The following is an 18,490-nucleotide window of genomic DNA, read 5'->3' on the forward strand; positions in this document are numbered from 1 at the left end:
TTAAAAGCCTCCTATTCCATTCCAAAAAAATAACTTTTGACGGGGGTCAGTTTACATCACCAGCCGGGGGTCGATTTGCATCACCAGCAAGGGGTCAATTTAAATCGTCAACAAGGGGTCAAATTCATCATTTTTTGCACTCATGCAAAGCAATCATTCATAGTAATTCAAATAAGGATAAGTACTTTCTTATGCCGGTTACGAATGAGGAACTTTTCGAATACAAGCCACTTGAAGAAAGCCCTTTCTTGCCTAGCGCTGGACTCCAAGGCTTAGAGGTTAGTTTTAAGGGGAATTGGAGGAACTTATCATTGAAGTTTGAGTTCCTCAAAGAATTTATATCAATCGAAGCAGGAAGGGGAGGTTGGGTATGGTAGATGATTTGAAGTTTGAAATACCTTTTGATCCACCACTGGAATTCAGGGAAAAAGTTTCTTATCCATTTGAGCATGTTGGCTTGATATTCAGCCCAGAGTTTAATAGAAATGGAGACGTTATCCATTATGCTGCCCAATTAAAGAACCTTTTTATTAAGATGACTGCTAGTAAGTTAATTGTAATGAACTCTTGGCATAAGTTTTATAAGGGTAATAATTATTCGGAATTCATCTGGGATGAGTTACAAGAATGTATGCGAGTTTTGGAAGGTTATTTTGGAGAGTATTTCTGGGATTCCCGAATCACCAAAATGACTGTAGGGTTGAATTTTAATTGCGATGTAGCAAAATTTGTTGATAGTTTGATTTCTTATAAGGGCAAGCCCATGGAGCCAATGCGGCCAAGAGACAGTAGAAAGATATATGGGAAAAGGTTTGTTTCCAGTTATTTCAATTTGAAGGTATATGATAAACAATTTGAGGTCTTAAAGGATAACCGTATTCATATTCCTCCAACATTGAGGGTGGAAAAAGAAATGAAGCTTACCTATTTCCAAAAGCGGAAGCAAAATCCGATTCTGATTTTCTCCCCTAGAGACTTGAAGGAGCCAACAGTTCTGGATTACATTAGATTCGAATTGCAGGAAACCATATTTTCGTTTGGATTTGATTATGGGATTGATCCTATGATGACGAAGGATTTTAAGGATGCGTCTGTTGTAATCTTTATGAGTAATCCCGAGTTTCAAAAAGTCCTCAAGAAAAAGTCTAATTACAGGACTTCTAAGAGTTATGAGGCCAGGATGGAAGAATTGCGGTCTGAATTTGAATTCGAAAATTTAAGAGAAATTCTCATTGGGATGGTGGAGGAAAAAATAAAGGGCTATGAAGAATGTCTATGGCATTAAAATCCATGTATTTTTTACATGGATTTTTTTGTTTAAAAAGGCTGTAGAAATTACACTGTTTTTTTTGATCAAAGAAGAAGTTGAAATAACAGATTCGCAACTTGTAGTATAGCAGAGAAAGGTTGTATTTTTTGCAATTCCAAAGGGCTTGGAATAATTACAGTTTAGTAGGTGAAAAAGTGAGGATAAAATGTTTTTGAGGTTTTAAGTTTTGAGAAGATATTTTTAGAGTAAATTGATTGGACTAGTGGTATGTGGTTTCGTCATCTTTGAACCGTTAAAAATTGGAGGATTTGGAGGTTTGAAAATTTGGTTTGCCAATGGTTTGCCAAAAAATGAAAAAACCCCTTCAAAATTGCTTCTGAAGGGGTTTGTTGTACCCAGGGCCGGAGTCGAACCGGCACGAGTGTAACCTCATTGGTGTTTGAGACCAACGCGTCTACCAATTCCGCCACCTGGGCATGGTGTTGCAAGCGGATTTTAACCTTTCCAAGTTTTCTTGACAGATCAATTTAATGATTTGTCGGCGGACAGGTCCGCCACCTGGGCATTTCAATTATCCGCGTTCCTTGCTGAACGGGATGCAAATATGAATACTATTTTTTTTTCCTGCAAGCCCCCTCAAGGTAGTTCCACAATTTTTTTTGAAGAAAATGCAGTGGGCTTGCCTGCAAACAGGGTTTTGGTAAATCCCCAGACTCCTTTAAATAATTCAGAATCACGATATTGATTCAAGGCCTCTTCAGATTCCCAATGACTGTAAGTCATGAAAATATTTTTAAAATTTTCATCTTGCCACAGCTCTAAATGATGGCAACCGGGAAAATTCCTGATTTTTTCCTTGTTGGCGTGAAAATTTTCCAAAAAAGCAGGGATGTGCTCTTCCTCAAATTCCATGCGGACTACTCGAATCAATAACTCCATTAGTTTTCAAAATTTATATAAATGGGAGAGTCTACCCGCAAACCTAGTAACTCCGCCCCATGTCCTTGATTGATGCCGATTTCCATGATACCCAAACTATTGAACAGCACAAAGCAATCTCCGTTGTCAACCTCCTCGTAAGAATGGTTGATCGTGGTCGCTTCTTCTCTTCCAAAGCGGATAGTGAATCGCCCAGGATTGAGCAGGTCAAATACTTCCTTAGGAATATTGGTCAACATATTACCGTAATTGTCGATTTGAAGCACATGGCCCACAATTTCTTGTTTGGTAGCTTTAAACTGTCGTCCAATCATGCGCTTGATTGAGCGTAAAGGCCCGCCAAAATCATGGATGGCAGCCCCACTGGCAACTTTTGCTGCAATAGGCGCCAATAAATCTTTGGTAGGGAATGTTGTGCCTTGTACATGGGCATCTGTCAGTTGCACGACAATCCCCGGCTCCTGTTCGGATAGTAGGCTCAATACCCCATTATTGGGCCCAATGAAAATATGCTCCTCATGTTTGATAGCGATAAAGCCATCTTTTCGCACGTCCGTAGCATTGAGAGCAAGCAGGTGAACCGTGCCCTTTGGAAAGTCTTTATATACCGATTTCAATAAAAATGCTGCCTGGGCCGTGTTGTAAGGCTCAATTTGATGGCTAATATCCACAATGGACAACTGAGGGTTGATTGATAACATCTTCGCTTTGACAGCAGGTACGTAAAAATCACGTTCTCCAAAATCTGAGGTGAATGTTATCAGCGCCATAAGTGCAAGTCTATTAAATTTTTCTATTTTTGTGATAGGTGTGAACAAAATTAGGAATTTATTCTTTACACCATAGATAGAATTCATTAATCAAATACAACATATTGGTAGAGAAAGTAATTACGTTGGAAAACATTCCGCTTCTTGATTTTTTGGGAGCAGGAAATGAAAATATCAAACAGATTTCGGATGCATTTCCCCAAAGTAAAATTATTTCAAGGGGCAATGAAATCCGCATACAAGGTCGAGCACCAGAAATTCTTAGAATCAACGATCTTTTGAATATGCTTTTTCAGCATTTTCACCGCTTTGGGCACTTGAGCCCTGATAATGTGAAAGAGTATCTAGCCTTGGAAAACGCCCCTTTTCAAAATGATGAGGTGAATGATGTAATTGTCTATGGTAATAAGGGTCTAGTTGTCAAGCCAAAATCCGCCAATCAACGAAAATTGGTAGATGCAGCCTTCAAAAATGACCTTGTTTTTGCTTTAGGGCCTGCTGGTACTGGAAAGACATACATTGCAGTAGCATTAGCTGTAAGAGCGTTAAAAAACCGAGAGGTTAAGCGAATTATCATTACCAGACCTGCTGTGGAAGCTGGGGAGAATCTAGGTTTTCTGCCTGGAGATTTACAGGAGAAATTAGATCCATACTTGAGACCTATATATGATGCGCTGAGTGATATGGTACCAGCGGAGAAATTGAAGTATTATCAGGAAACCCGTGTCATTGAAATTGCCCCTCTAGCGTATATGCGGGGAAGGACTTTGCACGATGCCTTTGTATTATTAGACGAAGCCCAAAACACCACCAGCGAGCAGATCAAAATGTTTTTGACCAGAATGGGACCTAATTCGAAGGTGATCATTACGGGAGACCAAACACAGGTAGATTTGCCCAATAGACAAAAATCTGGCTTGAAAGAGGCCTTGAGAATATTGAAAGATGTGAAGGGTATCGGGATTGTGAATTTGAGTGGGAAGGATGTCATCCGACACAAATTGGTAAAATCCATTATTGAGGCTTACGATAGAGAAGAAGCTGAAAAATTAGAAAAAAAAGATGCCTATAACAGTAGAAAAGGTCCAGACGCAGGGACAGTTTGACATCATCTTTGATATTCGAAAAAAGGTATTCGTCATAGAGCAAGAAGTAGATCCTGCGGTGGAATATGACGAGTTTGAAAAGTCGTCCACGCACTTCCTAGCCAACATGGACGATGCGCCTGCGGGAACAGCCCGATGGAGATATACGGACAAGGGTGTGAAATTGGAGCGGTTTGCCGTATTGAAAGAAATGCGCAGAAAAGGCATTGGGCTAGCCTTGGTCAAAGCAGTACTGGAGGACATTGCCGCTCAGCCAGAAGCCAAAGGCAAAAAACTCTACATGCACGCGCAATTGGATGCCATACCTTTATACGCCAAGTTTGGATTTAAGCAAGTTGGCGAACTATTTGAGGAATGTAGCATACTTCATTATAAAATGGAACTATATTTGTAAGGTTTAAATTTTAAAATTCATGAATATGAAAAAGATTTTCTTGATGCTGCTTGCTGCTCTTTTTATTCAGCAAGGTGTTTACGCGCAAAGCATGAATGATCATGCTACCAATGAGGTAAGACTTAACTTTCTTAATTTGATTGCACTTGGAAAGGTGGAATTGGGTTATGAATATTTCTTGGCAAAAGATCAGTCCATAGGTGTAGAACTGCATTTCAATGATCGATTTGCTTATAGAACAACCAATGCAGAAAGAAACTTTAGCGCTACCTCCTTTCAATTATCGTATCAGTTTTATTTTGCGGGCGAAGATGATCATCGCTTGTTCTTATTCCCTTTCTTCAAATATAGATTTGGTGAATTCTCTGAACCAGCTGGAGTTACCAATTTGAATAGCGGATTCATTGGATTAGGTGGAGGTTACAAGTGGGCCTTTAATGATAAGTTTGCTTTTGGACCTTTTGCGAGTATCGCTAGGGGATTCAGTGAGGAAGTAGCGGATCGATTTAGCCCTATTGAATTCAATTTTGGATTCACAGTAGGCTTAAGATTTTAAAATAAACGTTTAATATCGGCGAGAAAAGAGGGATCATTTCCCTCTTTTTTGTTTTCTAGTTAAATTTCAGAAAGCATTGAGCCTATGAAATTTGCAGAGTATCCTTTTGTGCGCTATTTACCTTTTTTTCTGGGAGGAATTCTCCTGCATCCTCGGATACCTGTCGTGCTACTGACGTATATTTCATATACGTTGATTGGCTTGGGGCTAATCTTGGTTTGTTTGGTGATCATTAACCGTTACCGCAGTTTTTATCGGTTCAAGTTGATCATTCCCTTGTTGGCGTATACACAATTGCTGCTTTTTGGGATGTATGTAAAATCCCAGCAACAGGAAAGGTTCAAACAACAACAGGAACTTTCATTGGATGGGATGACAGGCTACGCAGCCATCGTGTTGGAACATGAACAACAAAAACCCAACTCCAAGCTCAATAGGATTCGGGCCAAGGAATTATTTTATTCAGATACTGCCATTCGGACTGATGTGGAGGTGTTGCTTTACCACCGAAGGGAACATCCTCTGAAGCCTGGGGATTTGATATGGGTACCACAGGCTTTTCAGCGAATTGAAGGACCTCGGAATCCTGCTGAATTCAACTATCAAGCGTTTATGGGTAGGCAAGGGGTGTTTTACCGACAGTTTCTTTTTCAAGAAATTGCCATAATCGGCCAACTGCAGGTACAGCCTGTCGAAAACTTCTTCCAAACTTTGAGATTCAGGGTTCAAGCAGCCTTTCATGCACATTTTCAAAATACCCAAGCCAGACAAATAGCCAATGCATTGCTATTGGGGCAAAAAAAAGACTTGGATAAAGAGGTTTCTGAGGCCTATGCCACAGCGGGAGCAATGCATATTTTGGCGGTTTCGGGATTGCATGTAGGGATTATATATGGGTTTTTCTTTTTACTATGGAAGCCATACCGGCTGGCTGCAGGAAAACGAGTATTGTTTTTATCTTTTGTCATTGCCTTGATTTGGTGTTATGCCTTGTTGACGGGGATGTCACCTTCAGTGATGCGCTCGGCTACTATGTTCACCATCATAGCTTTGGCACAAATGAAGTCAAGAAGTCCTTCCATTTTCAACGCCATAGCTTTATCTGCTTTTTTATTGCTGCTTTTTGATCCCAATCTCTTGTTTTCAGTGGGGTTTCAATTATCCTACATTGCATTATTGGGAATTTTATTGATACAGCCCTTACTGGTAAATCTTTGGATACCCTCTCTGAGATCAGTGGAGTATATCTGGCAGATTACCACCGTGGGCATCGCCGCGCAAGTTGCGACCTTTCCGATTTCAGCGTATTACTTTGGAATTTTCCCTACTTACTTCATGCTTTCAAACCTGATTGCTATACCGGGGGCCTTTTTGATTATGTCAGTGGGAGTGCCATATATGCTGCTTTCGGAGATTCCATTGATTGCTGATGCCTTAGGCTGGTTGACAGAGCACCTGATACGTTTGATGAATGCCCTGATTGGTGCCATTCAGTGGTTGCCTGCTTCCCGGCTGGAAGTGGATTGGTCTTTGCCATTAACTTGGTTTTATCTAATTGCTATGGTTCTTCTCTTGATACTTTCTTATCATCCTCAAAAACTGACAGCATTTTTGTTACTTGGGCTAGGAACTGCTTTTGTGGCTTGGACTTGGATCGAAGGAATGCAGCAAGTAAAGCAAGATCCGTATCTTATTTCATATGATTTGAATAAGGGTAAGGTAATAGATGTCTTTGTTCAAGGAAGGAGGTATAGCTATGAGGATGCGAGTGAAGAAGAGTTGGCTTTCAAAGTAGAGCCTTTTAGAAAAAGCTTGGGAGCAAAGGAATCTTTTCCATTGCAACTCATACACAAAGAAGGTCAAAACTTTCTCCTTGTGCCTGGTTTTGGGTTGCTTGCGAAAGATAGTTTGCATACGCTTGCTGAGCAAAGTTGGCAATTTGATGGGGTGAAATGGAAAACTTTCAAACCATTTGCAGAAGAGCGGATGAATTCAGGGGCTGTGAAAGTTAAATTTGCAACTCCTGTTGAAAATCTTAGGTAGTGTATACCTATTTCTAGTATTTTGTGAAAACTATTAAATAAAAAACATGAACCAACCCATCTTAACCCAAGTACATGAACGAATAGGAACCATCATTTTGAACCGTGCGGATAAGCGAAACGCATTGAATTCAGAAATGGTGGAGGCTATGAAGGCCGCCCTCTTAAGTTTTTCCACAGATCCAAATGTTAAAGTTGTCATCATCAAAGCGGAAGGCTCTGCTTTTTGTGCTGGGGCAGATTTGGGATATTTGCAGCAACTCCAATCCAATACCTATGATGAGAATTTGGAAGATAGCCGAAATCTCAAAGAGCTGTTTTATCAAATCTATACCTTTCCCAAAGTGGTCATTGCCCAGATCCAAGGACATGCCTTGGCCGGAGGTTGTGGCTTGGCAACTGTATGTGATTTTTCTTTTGCAGTGGAAGAGGCAAAATTTGGGTATACTGAAGTGAAAATTGGTTTTATTCCCGCCATCGTCAAAGTATTTCTATTGAGAAAAATAGGAGAAGGAAAAGCAAAGCAATTATTGCTAGATGGAGATTTGATCTCCGCTCAAGAGGCTAAAGAAATGGGCTTGATCAATTGGGTGGTGAAGACAGATGAATTGGAGGAAAAAGTAAGGAGCTATGCGCAAAAACTTATCCGTCAAAACTCCGGTCAGTCCATTAGGCTAACGAAAGAAATGATTGCCTTTGTTCAGGAAAAAAGTTTGGATGATGGGTTGGAGTATGCGGCCCAGATGAATGCGAGGGCAAGGGGTACGGCAGATTGTCAAAAAGGGATAGCTGCATTCTTAAACAAAGAAAAATTGACTTGGTAAGATGCAGGAAAAGGCATATCATATCCTCCAGCAGTTTTTTGGGTATTCGGAGTTTCGTCCGGCCCAATTGGGGATAGTTATGTCTGCCTTGGAAGGAAAGGATGCACTGGCCTTATTGCCTACAGGTGGAGGGAAATCCATTTGTTTTCAGGTGCCAGCTTTGGCTATGGAAGGCATTTGTGTGGTGGTGAGCCCCCTGATTGCCTTGATGAAGGACCAAGTGGATAATCTACGAAGGAGAGGAGTATTGGCTTCGGCGATCTATTCAGGCATGAGCCGTAGGGAAATAGATACGGTTTTGGATAATTGCATTTATGGAAATTACAAGTTTCTGTATGTCTCCCCCGAGCGCTTGAAGTCTGAGCTTTTCATCGAGCGCTTTAAAAAGATGAAGGTGTGTCTGTTGGCTATCGATGAGGCACACTGCATTTCCCAGTGGGGCTATGATTTTAGGCCTCCCTATTTGGAAATTGCACTCATTCGTCAGTGGCATCCTCAGGTTCCTTGTATGGCCTTGACTGCCTCCGCTACTCCTCGGGTCAAGCAGGACATCATAGATAAATTGGAGTTGAGACAGCCTCAGGTTTTTGTCCGTTCTTTTTCCCGAAAAAATCTCAGTTACACCGTTCGTTTTGCCGAAAACAAATTGGAGCAAGGGATTCGTATCCTCCAACGAGTACCCGGTACAGCCATCATATACGCCCGCAATCGCAAAGGAACCAAAGAACTGGCAGGTCTCCTCAATCAAGCGGGGATTCCGGCTACTTTTTATCATGCAGGCCTACCGGGTGAAGTGCGTGAAAGTAGGCAGCAGGAATGGAAGTCCAATAAAATCCGGGTAATGGTGGCTACTAATGCTTTTGGAATGGGGATTGATAAGCCCGATGTACGATTGGTGCTGCACTTGGATTTGCCTGAAAATTTGGAAAACTACTATCAGGAAGCTGGCAGGGCTGGTCGGGATGAGCTTAAAGCCTATGCGGTCTTGCTGACCAATGAACAGGATTTGAAGACACTGCGGGATCGGGCAGAAATTGCCTATCCTCCTATAGAATATCTGCGGAAAGTGTACCAATGCCTAGCCAATTATTACCGAATGGCAGTAGGGAGTGGGTTAATGGTTAGTTTTGATTTTGATTTACAAGATTTTTGCCAGACCTATTCCCTTGATTTACTGATTACCTACAATGCGCTAAAAGTCTTGCAAGAGGAAGGTTTTGTGGAGATGAATGAAAGTTTTTTTGCTCCCTCCAAAATCAAGTTTGTGGTCAATCATGGGAAATTGTATGAAGTCCAGATTGCCCATGCCAAATTGGACCCATTGATCAAGGTATTACTTCGGACTTATGGAGGGGAATTATTCACGGAGTTTATGTCCATACAGGAAAACAAACTCGCCAAAGCCATGCAGATGTCTGAAACCCAATTGATACAGGGCTTACAACAGTTGGATAAACTTGGCGTGCTGGCCTATGAACAGCGAAAAGATAAGCCACAGGTTACTTTTTTGACAGAGCGCTTTGATGCGGGGAAATTACCATTACAAAGTAAACGCATTGCCGAACGAAGGGAAAATGCAGTAGAAAAAGCAGATTCTATGATTTCTTATGTTAGGAATGCACAGGTCTGTAGGGCCAATCAGATTTCCCATTATTTTGGAGAAGTTTCAGATCATCAGTGTGGCATTTGTGATGTTTGCATCAAGCAAAAAAAACAAGGCGGAGCACATTACGTAAAGGTAAAAAGTAAGATAATTCAAACTTTACAGGAGGGGAAACGGTTTTCTATGCATACGCTGGAAGAGGTGACGGGATTAAAAAAAGAACAAGAGACCATAGAAGTCCTGCGAGACCTATCTGACGAGGGCTTGATCGTAGAAGAACCCAGCGGTGAATATAAACTCAACAAGTAATGGCCGGAGGATTTATTGATGACCTTTTTGGGAAATTATTTCCCAAAAAAAATACCCCAATACAGGTAAAAGAAAACTTTGTGCAGTCTTCGCAGGATATGGTGGATCTGGAGATTTGGTTGCAGTCTGCTGAATGTTCGTATATACTAGACCTTGTGGGCAAAAATTATCATTTTAAAAAAGCCGGTATCAATGCTAAGCCAGAAGTGCATACCTTGAATAGCCCTTATGCCAACGGATTTGCCATTTCTTATGATCCGCCATTTAATCCTGAAACTTTTTCTAAACTTTTCTTTGCTTTTGGCAGACGAATGTTAGCTTTGGGATATAGACAGGTGAGTTTGGACAGAAAAATCGAAGAAATCAACGATAAAGTCAAAACTACCGAGAAACAATACTTTAAACCACCCCTGCAAGCTGAAGACTTCACCAGTAAAATTGATCAGCTCTATGGAAATGTAAGTGTGGAAAAAGTAACGATTGACAATGAACCCAGTTTTATTAAAGTCTTGGTGACCGTGTACTCCGATCACCTGTACCAAAAGGCAAAACCTTTTGACGAGTTTATTGATCATATCTTTGAAACCAACATACCATGAACAGGCAAACACTCAGAGAAAACCTAGAAAATTACCGGACACCATTTGAAGAGGAAGCAGCGGCTATTAAAGATTTTATTGATTTGACATACGATGAGCTAGCTTTTCGCAGGGAACGTATTCAAGGACATTTCACCGGTTCCGCCTGGATTGTAAACAAACGAAGAACACATGCTTTAATGACCCTTCATAGAAAGTTGAACCGCTGGTTACAATTAGGAGGGCATGCCGATGGGAATGAGAACTTGCGTGAAGTAGCCATGAATGAAGCGTGCGAGGAAAGTGGCTTGACTTCCTTACGATTAGTGGATAGTGGAATATTTGATGTTGACAGACACATTATTCCAAAAAAGGGAGAGGTTCCCGAACACTTTCATTACGATGTGCGATTTTTGATTGAAGCTGAAATTGATGAGCCTTTGGTGATTTCGGAGGAAAGTAAAGATTTGGCATGGATTCCTTTTGACCGGGTGGAAGATTTGACTGGAGGCAATTCCTCCATTCTTCGAATGCTAGAAAAAACGAGCAAATCAGAAATATTAATTTGACATGAGTCAGCAATTAGTCATAAATGGATTGGAGGATGTGAGGTCCTCTTTTTCATTTTCAGTGCCTTTGCAGGTGCGTTTTTCCGATATTGATGGGTATATGCATGTGAATAATGGGGTGTATTTCAGTTACCTGGAACATGCCCGTGCCCTGTATTTGTATCAGCAATGTGGTTGGGATGTGATGGATGTGGGGACGGTGGTAGCTGATTTACATATTTCCTACAAAAAACCTATCCATGCATTTGATCGCGTGTCTGCTTTTGTCCGCTGCAAATCGGTAGGAAATAGTTCATTTGTGTTGGAACAAGTACTAGCGGGGACCATCGAAAAAGGAGAAGAAGCCATCTATGCAACTGCCTCGGTGGTCATGGTGTCGGTAGATATGAAGACTATGAAGCCCACTCCCGTTCCGGATCAATACCGAGTTAAATTGGAGCAGAAGTGAGAGAATCAGGCGTAAAACCTTATCTTTGCAGGAAATTTACGAAACGTGAAGAAGCAACTAGTATTCTGGGTAAGTCTGATTTGGCTGGCATCTTGCAGCCCATCAGCTGACGAGTTATTTCAGGAAGGAATTCGTCAATTGGAAGGTTCCGATTATCAAAAAGCAATCACCTACTTTGATAGAGCCATTGATCAAGATGCAAACTTTGCATCCGCTTTGAATGCCAAAGGCATTGCCTTGATTCAATTGGCTCAGTATGACCGTGCTATTGAAGCATTCAACCGATCCATAAAAATCGATAGCCTTAGCTATAAACCTTACCTCAACCGTGGAAATGCCTGGTTTGAAAAAGGGGAATACCGTGCAGCCGTGATGGATTACAATACTGCGAATGGTTTGGAGCCCGGGATTTTAGATGTGTATTTTAACCGTGGGGTGGCTTTGATGGGTTTGGAATCCTACGAAGATGCAATTTTTGATTTTGATATTGTGATTCAGGAAAATCCTGGAAATTCCCGCGCTTGGTTCAATAAAGGCAAGTCAGAGTTTTGGAATAACGATCCCGTTTCTTCCATCAACTCCTTGACCAAAGCAGTGGACTTAGACAATACCAATGGTGAGGCGTATTACCTGATTGGCACCATACAAATGTCTGCTTTTAATATGGTAGACGAAGGCTGTGTCAATTTCAAAATGGCTAGAAGTTTGGGTTATGCTGATGCACAAACCTGGATTGAAGATTTTTGTAAAGATTAATGGCACAGATAGGGACAGCGCTTGAGCAGGCTGCTGCATATTTAACAGCAGGTGAATTGGTAGGGATACCGACGGAAACTGTCTATGGATTGGCGGGGAATGCCCTGAATCCGGATGCAGTGACCAAGATATTTACGACCAAAAATCGACCGAGCTTTGATCCCCTGATTGTGCATACCTCAGATATTTCCAAAGTCGAAGAATTTATCCAAGATTTCCCAAAGCCTTTGCGCTTGCTAGCGGAACGTTTTTGGCCAGGTCCTTTGACTTTATTATTGTCAAAAAAGCCAATCGTACCTGATTTGGTGACATCCGGATTGGATACTGTGGCAGTACGTATTCCTCGCCATGAACTCACCTTGGAATTGTTGAGACATTTGCCCTTTCCTTTGGCTGCCCCTAGTGCTAACCCATTTGGCTATATCAGCCCAACCAAAGCTTCGCATGTCAATGATCAGCTTGGGGATAAAATACCCTATATTTTGGATGGAGGGGCTTGTGAAGTTGGTTTGGAGAGCACCATTGTGGGGATGTTGGATGGAGAGGTGACAGTGTTCCGTCTTGGCGGTTTGGAAGTAAGAAAAATTGAGAGCATCGTAGGTAAGGTGCAGATGATGGCGCATAGTAGTTCCAATCCTCAAAGTCCAGGTATGTTGAAATCGCATTATGCCCCAACGAAGCCGTTTATCATCGGTAATTTGAAGGAGTTGGTTCAAAAATATCAGGGAGAACATATTCCCTTTGCCGTATTATCTTTTCAGGAGCATTTTTCAGGTTTAGATTCCGGGCAACAAATGCAGCTTTCTTCTCGTGGAAGCTTGGAGGAAGCCGCAAAAAATTTGTTTGCTGCCATGAGAACTTTGGACAGTCTGAATGTTTCCGTAATTTTATCCGAGTATTTACCTGACGAAGGTCTGGGTAAAGCCATCAATGATCGGCTCAAACGGGCTGCCGCTGAGTCCATGGATAAGCTTGAGGATAGTTAGATTTCAAACCTTTTAAACAATAACCATATGAGTAACAAATTCAGAAGTGTTGACAGTATTGAGTTCAAGGGTAAAAAAGCCTTGATCCGTGTGGATTTCAATGTGCCTTTGGATACAGATTTGAAAGTCACCGATGATACGCGTATCCGCGCTGCTTTGCCTACTATTCAAAAAATTTTGGGTGATGGTGGTGCGGTGATTTTAATGTCACATTTGGGAAGACCTAAAGAGGGTCCAACCGATAAGTATTCTTTAAGGCATGTGATTGGCAACTTAGAGGCTTTACTTGGTAAATCTGTCAAATTTGCCAATGACTGCATAGGAGAAGAGGCCGTAAGTTTGGCGGCATCCCTTCAGGCAGGTGAAGTATTGTTATTGGAAAACTTACGTTTTTACAAAGAAGAGGAAAAAGGAAACGAGGAATTTGCAGGTAAATTAGCGAAGCTAGGGGATGTGTATGTAAACGATGCCTTCGGTACTGCTCACCGTGCACATGCTTCTACGGCAGTTATTGCACAGTTTTTTGAAGAAAAAGCAACAGGTTATTTGATGCTGTCTGAATTGGAGAATGCTGACAAAGTATTAGAAAATCCAGAAAGACCATATACTGCTATCATGGGAGGAGCTAAAATTTCCGACAAGATTTTGATCATTGAGCGTTTATTGGAAAAAGTAGATAATCTCATCATTGGTGGCGGGATGTCTTACACCTTCTCCAAAGCCAAAGGTGGTCAAATCGGTAATTCCCTATGCGAAGAAGATAAATTGGACTACGTGTTGGAGTTGATGAAGAAAGCAGAAGCCAAAGGTGTGAAAATCATCCTTCCAGTTGATACCGTGACATCTAAGTCTTTTGCTAATGATGATGAGCAGGGCTTGGCGAGTGCTGGAGAAATCCCTTCTGATATGATGGGCTTAGATATTGGTCCTGAAACAAGAAAATTATTTGCTGATGTTATCAAAAACTCCAAAACCATCCTATGGAATGGTCCAATGGGTGTATTTGAGATGTCGAGCTTTGTACATGGTACCGTCGCTGTTGCAGAGGCAATCGCCGAAGCCACTGAAAACGGAGCCTTCTCGTTGATTGGTGGGGGGGATTCTGCCGCTGCGGTCAACAAGTTTGGCTTTACTGATAAGGTTTCTTATGTATCCACCGGCGGTGGTGCTTTGTTGGAACACATGGAGGGTAAAGTACTTCCAGGAGTAGCCGCTTTGCAGGTATAAGCTGTAACAAAAAAATCACAGAAAGCAGGTTTGGAGACGGACCTGCTTTTTCTTTTTCGAATTATCGGTTTTAAGTTTTAACTTAGGAACGAAAATCATCTTCAACCCTATATGGGTTTGTTATGCGTATGCCATTCGTGAAAAAAATCCTTCCATTTCTTTTTCTGCTGCTCTTATTCAATTCTTGCATGGAGTTTGAAGAAATCGACGGCCCCTGCTTGGTGTTCTTGGTGGCTGATGATGATGGTCGTCAACGTTTTTATGAGATTAGGGAGGACATTCGTAGAAATAAGTCAACAGGAGTGTTTACCTATAGAGATGAAGAGGGTCGACTATGGTCTATTTCTTTAGCAGAAAATGGTCGTTATTATTCCAAAAGTACCAATGAAATTCCTGTTGAGGTGGACCGCATCGAATGTGGAACGAAGATATACAATGAGCGGATGCCTGATGAAGATGATGATGATTGATATACATCCCTGAAGCGATGGAACCACAGGTTATTCCAGCAGTTGAGATTGATAAGGAGCTTTTGACAGAAGCCAAAATACAGGCGGATGTGGAAAAGCAGGTGATTGTTCATGTCACCATACAGTCGTCTTATAGTTGGTGGCAACTGCGTATTTGGCCGAGTACATATTTGATTCCTAGAGAGGGTGGCAGTCAAGCAAAATTATTGAATGCAGATAATATCCCTTTCTTTCCACAATGGCTGCACATTTTTGGATCCAGCCACCGTTTTACTTTGATTTTTGAAGGCCTTCCAAAAGACTGCGAAGTATTTGATCTGGTGGAGGAAATTCCACAAAAAGGAGGGTTTGAGGTCAATGGGATCTGTCGAAACCAATCCGATGTGTACCATGTAGAAATTTTCGATTGATTAAATTTCACACAAGGAGCGCAACGGTTTATCGTCGCGCTCGCTAAGTGAACTGTCCACGAATGACACGAATTGCACTAAGTTTGGTTCTGGGGTATTGATAGATGAAGCATACGTAAGTCTTTTTTCTTGCTTCTTGTATCTTGTTCCCAATCTCTCGTTTCTCGCTTCTAGTCTCTCGTCTCTATTTTACTCTCTAAACTTAAATCCCGACGGTCCTCTTCCAGCAGTGAAGGTTTTCACCTCTTGACCGAGCTCGTTGACGACAATCACGCTGCCATTGCCTTGGAAGCCGTTGTTATCTCCGATATAGATTTCTTTGGCACTTTGGCGGTAGCCGATTCCATAGAATCCTGATCCTTTAAAAAATTCAGGATTGGTGATGACAGCATTATTCAAAGAGATTTTGGCAATAGCGTCATTGTAATCAGGCCAACCGGTAGACGTGATGATGTAAACTGAATTTTCTGAATCCAATGTAAAGCTGCTCGTTGCATTGGTTAAGTTTACTGTAATAGTTGTACGTATGGAAATATCACTTTTATTGATTTCGTGAAAATAGACACGGGATGCGTCATGGGCATAGAGATACAGGTTATTTCCTGCTTCAAAGAAAAAGGAAGGGCGTCCCGTAATGTCCAAGGTTCGGGATACCGCATCTTGACTGAGATTGATTACGCTCAATTTTCTAGCAGCGCTGGATGCTACGAGTAGCTGGTTATTGACCACAAATAGACCTTCCGGACGGCTTTCAACAGGGATTTTGGTCGTTATTGAGCCACCTTTAACATTGTCAACAACTGCAATATATGATTCAGGGCTATTGAAGTTTGCATCGTATGGTCCCCAGTCACTGATGTATAGCTTGTTATTGGTCACAATCGCTGAACGGCTGATATCGAGACCTTCCACCGCTCCTACACTTTTGAAATCGCCTGCATTGACCACTTCAACTTTACCGGTGTTGGCCACTAAATACATATGACCATTATGTTCCACCATGTCTTGAAGAAGTCCTGCAAAGGGTCTGTTATTTGCTGCTTCAAAGATGTTGGGACGGGCAGTTTCTTGGGCAAATTCATAGAAGGAAACCTCTCCATCATTTGAGCCGAATGCGCCTTCATTCATGATCAGGATTCCACCTTTTTCAAATTCACCTAATGGGACTTCATTTCCATCTGGATTACAGGAAATAAGTAAGATAGCAGCCCAAAGGCTCAAAACGAGGCTAGTAAACTTTTTCATAGTGTTATATTACAGTTAAATTGAAAATTTCTTCCGGGCATAGGCCTTAAGCGCATGATATGATATTCTTTATCCAACAAGTTGTTGATATGAAATCCAGCAGTGAGTTTTTTAGTGTTTAGGAAATTAAATTGATAGCGAATGCCTATATCTACCAATTCATAGGGTGCTACACTTGATTGGTTGTCTGTAGCTACAAATCGCTCACTCACCCAATGTGAGCTTACAAAAGCACTCCAATTGCTTCGCTGCCAATCCATCGTGCCCATCACTTTGTGTTCGGGTGTGTAAGGGAGTTGATTTCCTCTGCTTTGGTCATTGGCGGAACTGTTGGTTTGATTAATAGCCTGAACCCAATTGTAGATTCCAGTAAAAGACCATTGATGTGCTCCTATTTTCTTCTCCACTTGTGCTCGATATTCCAGTCCAGAGTTGATGACACTGCGAATATTTTCGGGACTCCAAATATTCCCCCGAGGTAGCCAAATAATCCAATTGTCCACCCACATGCGGTACAAGGTCAGGTGTTGTTTGATTACAAAGCCATTGGAAGTAAGCTCTTGCTGAAGGTTTATTTCTGAGCTGTAGCTATCTTCTGGAAGTAAATCAGGGTTGCCCCCCGGATTCCAAAAACGATCGTTAAGTGTAGGAACTTTGAAACTCCTTGCTGCTGCAAATCCCAAGGATAACTTTTGATGGGTGTGGCGAAGAAAATTCCATTCTCCCCCAATACTCGGGGTAAAAGGCGCCCAATTTCCATCATAAACAAATTGTCGCAGGTTTGCGGTAAGGGTCAGATGAGGGTTGGGAAGAAATTTCTGAGAATGGTATAATTCCCAACGCTGTTCTTGGGCTTCGTATGTGTCCAGTTGTCCATCAATTTGAGTCAATCGAAAACCAGTCCTGCTACTGACCCTTTCAGTCCAATTACGATCCAACTCTCCGCTGAGAAAATATTGTTGGGTTTTATTGACAGCACCAATGTTGAAGATAAGTTCATCAAAGACGATTCCTGCTTTTGCATTCCAGGTATTTTTTCCTTCAAAATACATGTAGTCAAGCATGGCCCGAAGATTCCTGTCCTGCTGTTGGTCTTGAGTATTGGAACCGATGATGGGGATGATTTGCCGGTCTGCTTCATTATACCAAATGGCAGCATGGATTTGTTGATGGGAAGAAATGTTCCAAGCCAAATCCTGCAAAAAGCCTTGTTGGGTCACTACCCCATTAGGCATACGTTCTATGGGCGTGTTGATTCGGGAGAGGTTTCTAAATGGGAAATCATTCTTGGCATGCTGTCGGTAGGCACGGGTTTTGGTTGAGAATGTTTGATTAGAATAGCTATAAGCGAGGGATTGATCCCAGCGGCCAAAACTCCCAACGATGCTTCCTATATCTACGCGGTGTCCTTGATTAAAGAGTTGACGAGTGCCTAAGTGAATGGCTCCTCCAATGGCGTCGGTGCCATACAATGCTCCCGAGCTTCCTAAGTGTATATCCACCCGGTCAATGGCGGCAGTAGGTAAAATAGAGAAATCAGCCTGTCCCAAGGAAGGAGAATTGATGGGGAGTCCATTCCAAAAAACAGCATTATGGCCAGCTGAAGTGCCTCTCATGGTCAAAGAAGCGAGCATGCCAGGTCCTTGTTGGCGTAAAAATAAGCCTGTTCTTCGTTGGAGCACCTCTGTTAAGGCATCCCCTCGAAAGTCTTGCAAATCTTTCTCCCGAAGGGTAATCAATTGTTGCCCTGCTGCATACTTTTCAAGGTCAGGACCTTTGACTTCCACCAAACTCAATTCCAGCGTATCCCCCAGATACATGCGGAAATCGGCCTTCCCTAGAAGTGGGAAACTGATCCAAAGGCTTGCTATGATGAGTACTTTTTTCAAGGCTTTTAATTTTCTTGGGTTCAAAGCCTTGAAGTAGAAAGAGAAGATATAGTATACAATCACTCATTCACAGATAAAATACCTGCAAACAAGACCCAC

Annotated in this window: 19 protein-coding genes and 1 tRNA gene; 15 read left to right on the forward strand and 5 right to left on the reverse strand. The window is 41.8% G+C overall.

The features are described from left to right. The first annotated feature begins 370 nt into the window (after window positions 1-370). Window positions 371-1,285: a hypothetical protein gene (locus ACXIUD_RS06765; RefSeq protein ID WP_458051864.1), complete on the forward strand. Its 915-nt coding sequence runs from the start codon at window positions 371-373 to the stop codon at window positions 1,283-1,285. A gap of 377 nt (window positions 1,286-1,662) precedes the next feature. On the opposite strand, the gene ACXIUD_RS06770 is transcribed toward ACXIUD_RS06765, so the two are convergent. From ACXIUD_RS06770 to ACXIUD_RS06780, 3 genes are all read right to left on the reverse strand, one after another. Beyond that, window positions 1,663-1,746: transfer RNA gene (locus tag ACXIUD_RS06770), tRNA-Leu, on the reverse strand. A gap of 160 nt (window positions 1,747-1,906) precedes the next feature. Further along, window positions 1,907-2,209: a putative quinol monooxygenase gene (locus ACXIUD_RS06775; protein WP_458051865.1), complete on the reverse strand. Its 303-nt coding sequence runs from the start codon at window positions 2,207-2,209 to the stop codon at window positions 1,907-1,909. Further along, window positions 2,209-2,979 (reverse strand): SAM hydrolase/SAM-dependent halogenase family protein, encoded by a 771-nt coding sequence (locus ACXIUD_RS06780; protein ID WP_458051866.1) that lies wholly within the window; start codon window positions 2,977-2,979, stop codon window positions 2,209-2,211. Before ACXIUD_RS06780 ends, ACXIUD_RS06775 begins: the two co-directional genes overlap by 1 nt. Window positions 2,980-3,083: 104 nt before the next feature. Between ACXIUD_RS06780 and ACXIUD_RS06785 the strand changes: the two genes are divergently transcribed. The 14 genes from ACXIUD_RS06785 to ACXIUD_RS06850 all read left to right on the forward strand — a co-directional run bounded on the left by ACXIUD_RS06785 (window position 3,084) and on the right by ACXIUD_RS06850 (window position 15,257). Then, on the forward strand, window positions 3,084-4,085 hold the full coding sequence (locus ACXIUD_RS06785; protein WP_458051867.1) for a PhoH family protein: 1,002 nt from the start codon (window positions 3,084-3,086) through the stop codon (window positions 4,083-4,085). Further along, window positions 4,042-4,479 (forward strand): GNAT family N-acetyltransferase, encoded by a 438-nt coding sequence (locus tag ACXIUD_RS06790; protein WP_458051868.1) that lies wholly within the window; start codon window positions 4,042-4,044, stop codon window positions 4,477-4,479. The genes ACXIUD_RS06785 and ACXIUD_RS06790 overlap by 44 nt, the downstream gene beginning before the upstream one ends. 25 nt (window positions 4,480-4,504) lie before the next feature. After that, window positions 4,505-5,035, forward strand: coding sequence for a DUF3575 domain-containing protein (locus ACXIUD_RS06795; RefSeq protein WP_458051869.1), 531 nt, complete (start codon window positions 4,505-4,507; stop codon window positions 5,033-5,035). Window positions 5,036-5,119: 84 nt separating this feature from the next. Beyond that, window positions 5,120-7,078, forward strand: coding sequence for a ComEC/Rec2 family competence protein (locus ACXIUD_RS06800; protein ID WP_458051870.1), 1,959 nt, complete (start codon window positions 5,120-5,122; stop codon window positions 7,076-7,078). A gap of 46 nt (window positions 7,079-7,124) precedes the next feature. Continuing rightward, entirely contained in the window at window positions 7,125-7,901 is a 777-nt protein-coding gene (locus ACXIUD_RS06805; protein WP_458051871.1) for an enoyl-CoA hydratase/isomerase family protein, read from the forward strand. 1 nt (window position 7,902) lies between these two features. Further along, a complete protein-coding gene (locus ACXIUD_RS06810; protein ID WP_458051872.1) occupies window positions 7,903-9,813 on the forward strand; it encodes a RecQ family ATP-dependent DNA helicase in 1,911 nt (636 codons plus the stop codon). Further along, window positions 9,813-10,412, forward strand: a complete 600-nt coding sequence (locus tag ACXIUD_RS06815; protein ID WP_458051873.1) for a hypothetical protein — start codon at window positions 9,813-9,815, stop codon at window positions 10,410-10,412. The genes ACXIUD_RS06810 and ACXIUD_RS06815 overlap by 1 nt, the downstream gene beginning before the upstream one ends. Next, window positions 10,409-10,960: an NUDIX hydrolase gene (locus ACXIUD_RS06820; RefSeq protein WP_458051874.1), complete on the forward strand. Its 552-nt coding sequence runs from the start codon at window positions 10,409-10,411 to the stop codon at window positions 10,958-10,960. Before ACXIUD_RS06815 ends, ACXIUD_RS06820 begins: the two co-directional genes overlap by 4 nt. 1 nt (window position 10,961) lies before the next feature. Continuing rightward, window positions 10,962-11,408: an acyl-CoA thioesterase gene (locus ACXIUD_RS06825; RefSeq protein ID WP_458051875.1), complete on the forward strand. Its 447-nt coding sequence runs from the start codon at window positions 10,962-10,964 to the stop codon at window positions 11,406-11,408. A 45-nt stretch (window positions 11,409-11,453) separates the two neighbouring features. Next, window positions 11,454-12,164, forward strand: coding sequence for a tetratricopeptide repeat protein (locus ACXIUD_RS06830; protein ID WP_458051876.1), 711 nt, complete (start codon window positions 11,454-11,456; stop codon window positions 12,162-12,164). Next, complete coding sequence (locus ACXIUD_RS06835; protein ID WP_458051877.1) at window positions 12,164-13,150, forward strand: L-threonylcarbamoyladenylate synthase; 987 nt, start codon at window positions 12,164-12,166, stop codon at window positions 13,148-13,150. The genes ACXIUD_RS06830 and ACXIUD_RS06835 overlap by 1 nt, the downstream gene beginning before the upstream one ends. A 27-nt stretch (window positions 13,151-13,177) precedes the next feature. After that, window positions 13,178-14,377 (forward strand): phosphoglycerate kinase, encoded by a 1,200-nt coding sequence (locus ACXIUD_RS06840; RefSeq protein WP_458051878.1) that lies wholly within the window; start codon window positions 13,178-13,180, stop codon window positions 14,375-14,377. Between the two features lie 188 nt (window positions 14,378-14,565). Then, a complete protein-coding gene (locus ACXIUD_RS06845; RefSeq protein ID WP_458051879.1) occupies window positions 14,566-14,847 on the forward strand; it encodes a hypothetical protein in 282 nt (93 codons plus the stop codon). Window positions 14,848-14,864: 17 nt separating this feature from the next. Further along, window positions 14,865-15,257: a hypothetical protein gene (locus ACXIUD_RS06850; protein ID WP_458051880.1), complete on the forward strand. Its 393-nt coding sequence runs from the start codon at window positions 14,865-14,867 to the stop codon at window positions 15,255-15,257. A gap of 189 nt (window positions 15,258-15,446) precedes the next feature. On the opposite strand, the gene ACXIUD_RS06855 is transcribed toward ACXIUD_RS06850, so the two are convergent. Together ACXIUD_RS06855 and ACXIUD_RS06860 are read right to left on the reverse strand one after the other, a co-directional pair. Further along, a complete protein-coding gene (locus ACXIUD_RS06855; RefSeq protein ID WP_458051881.1) occupies window positions 15,447-16,502 on the reverse strand; it encodes a YncE family protein in 1,056 nt (351 codons plus the stop codon). Next, window positions 16,499-18,391, reverse strand: coding sequence for a TonB-dependent receptor (locus ACXIUD_RS06860; RefSeq protein ID WP_458051882.1), 1,893 nt, complete (start codon window positions 18,389-18,391; stop codon window positions 16,499-16,501). The genes ACXIUD_RS06855 and ACXIUD_RS06860 overlap by 4 nt, the downstream gene beginning before the upstream one ends. Window positions 18,392-18,490: the final 99 nt, after the last annotated feature.

It is taken from the genome of Mongoliitalea sp. (genome assembly GCF_054166905.1).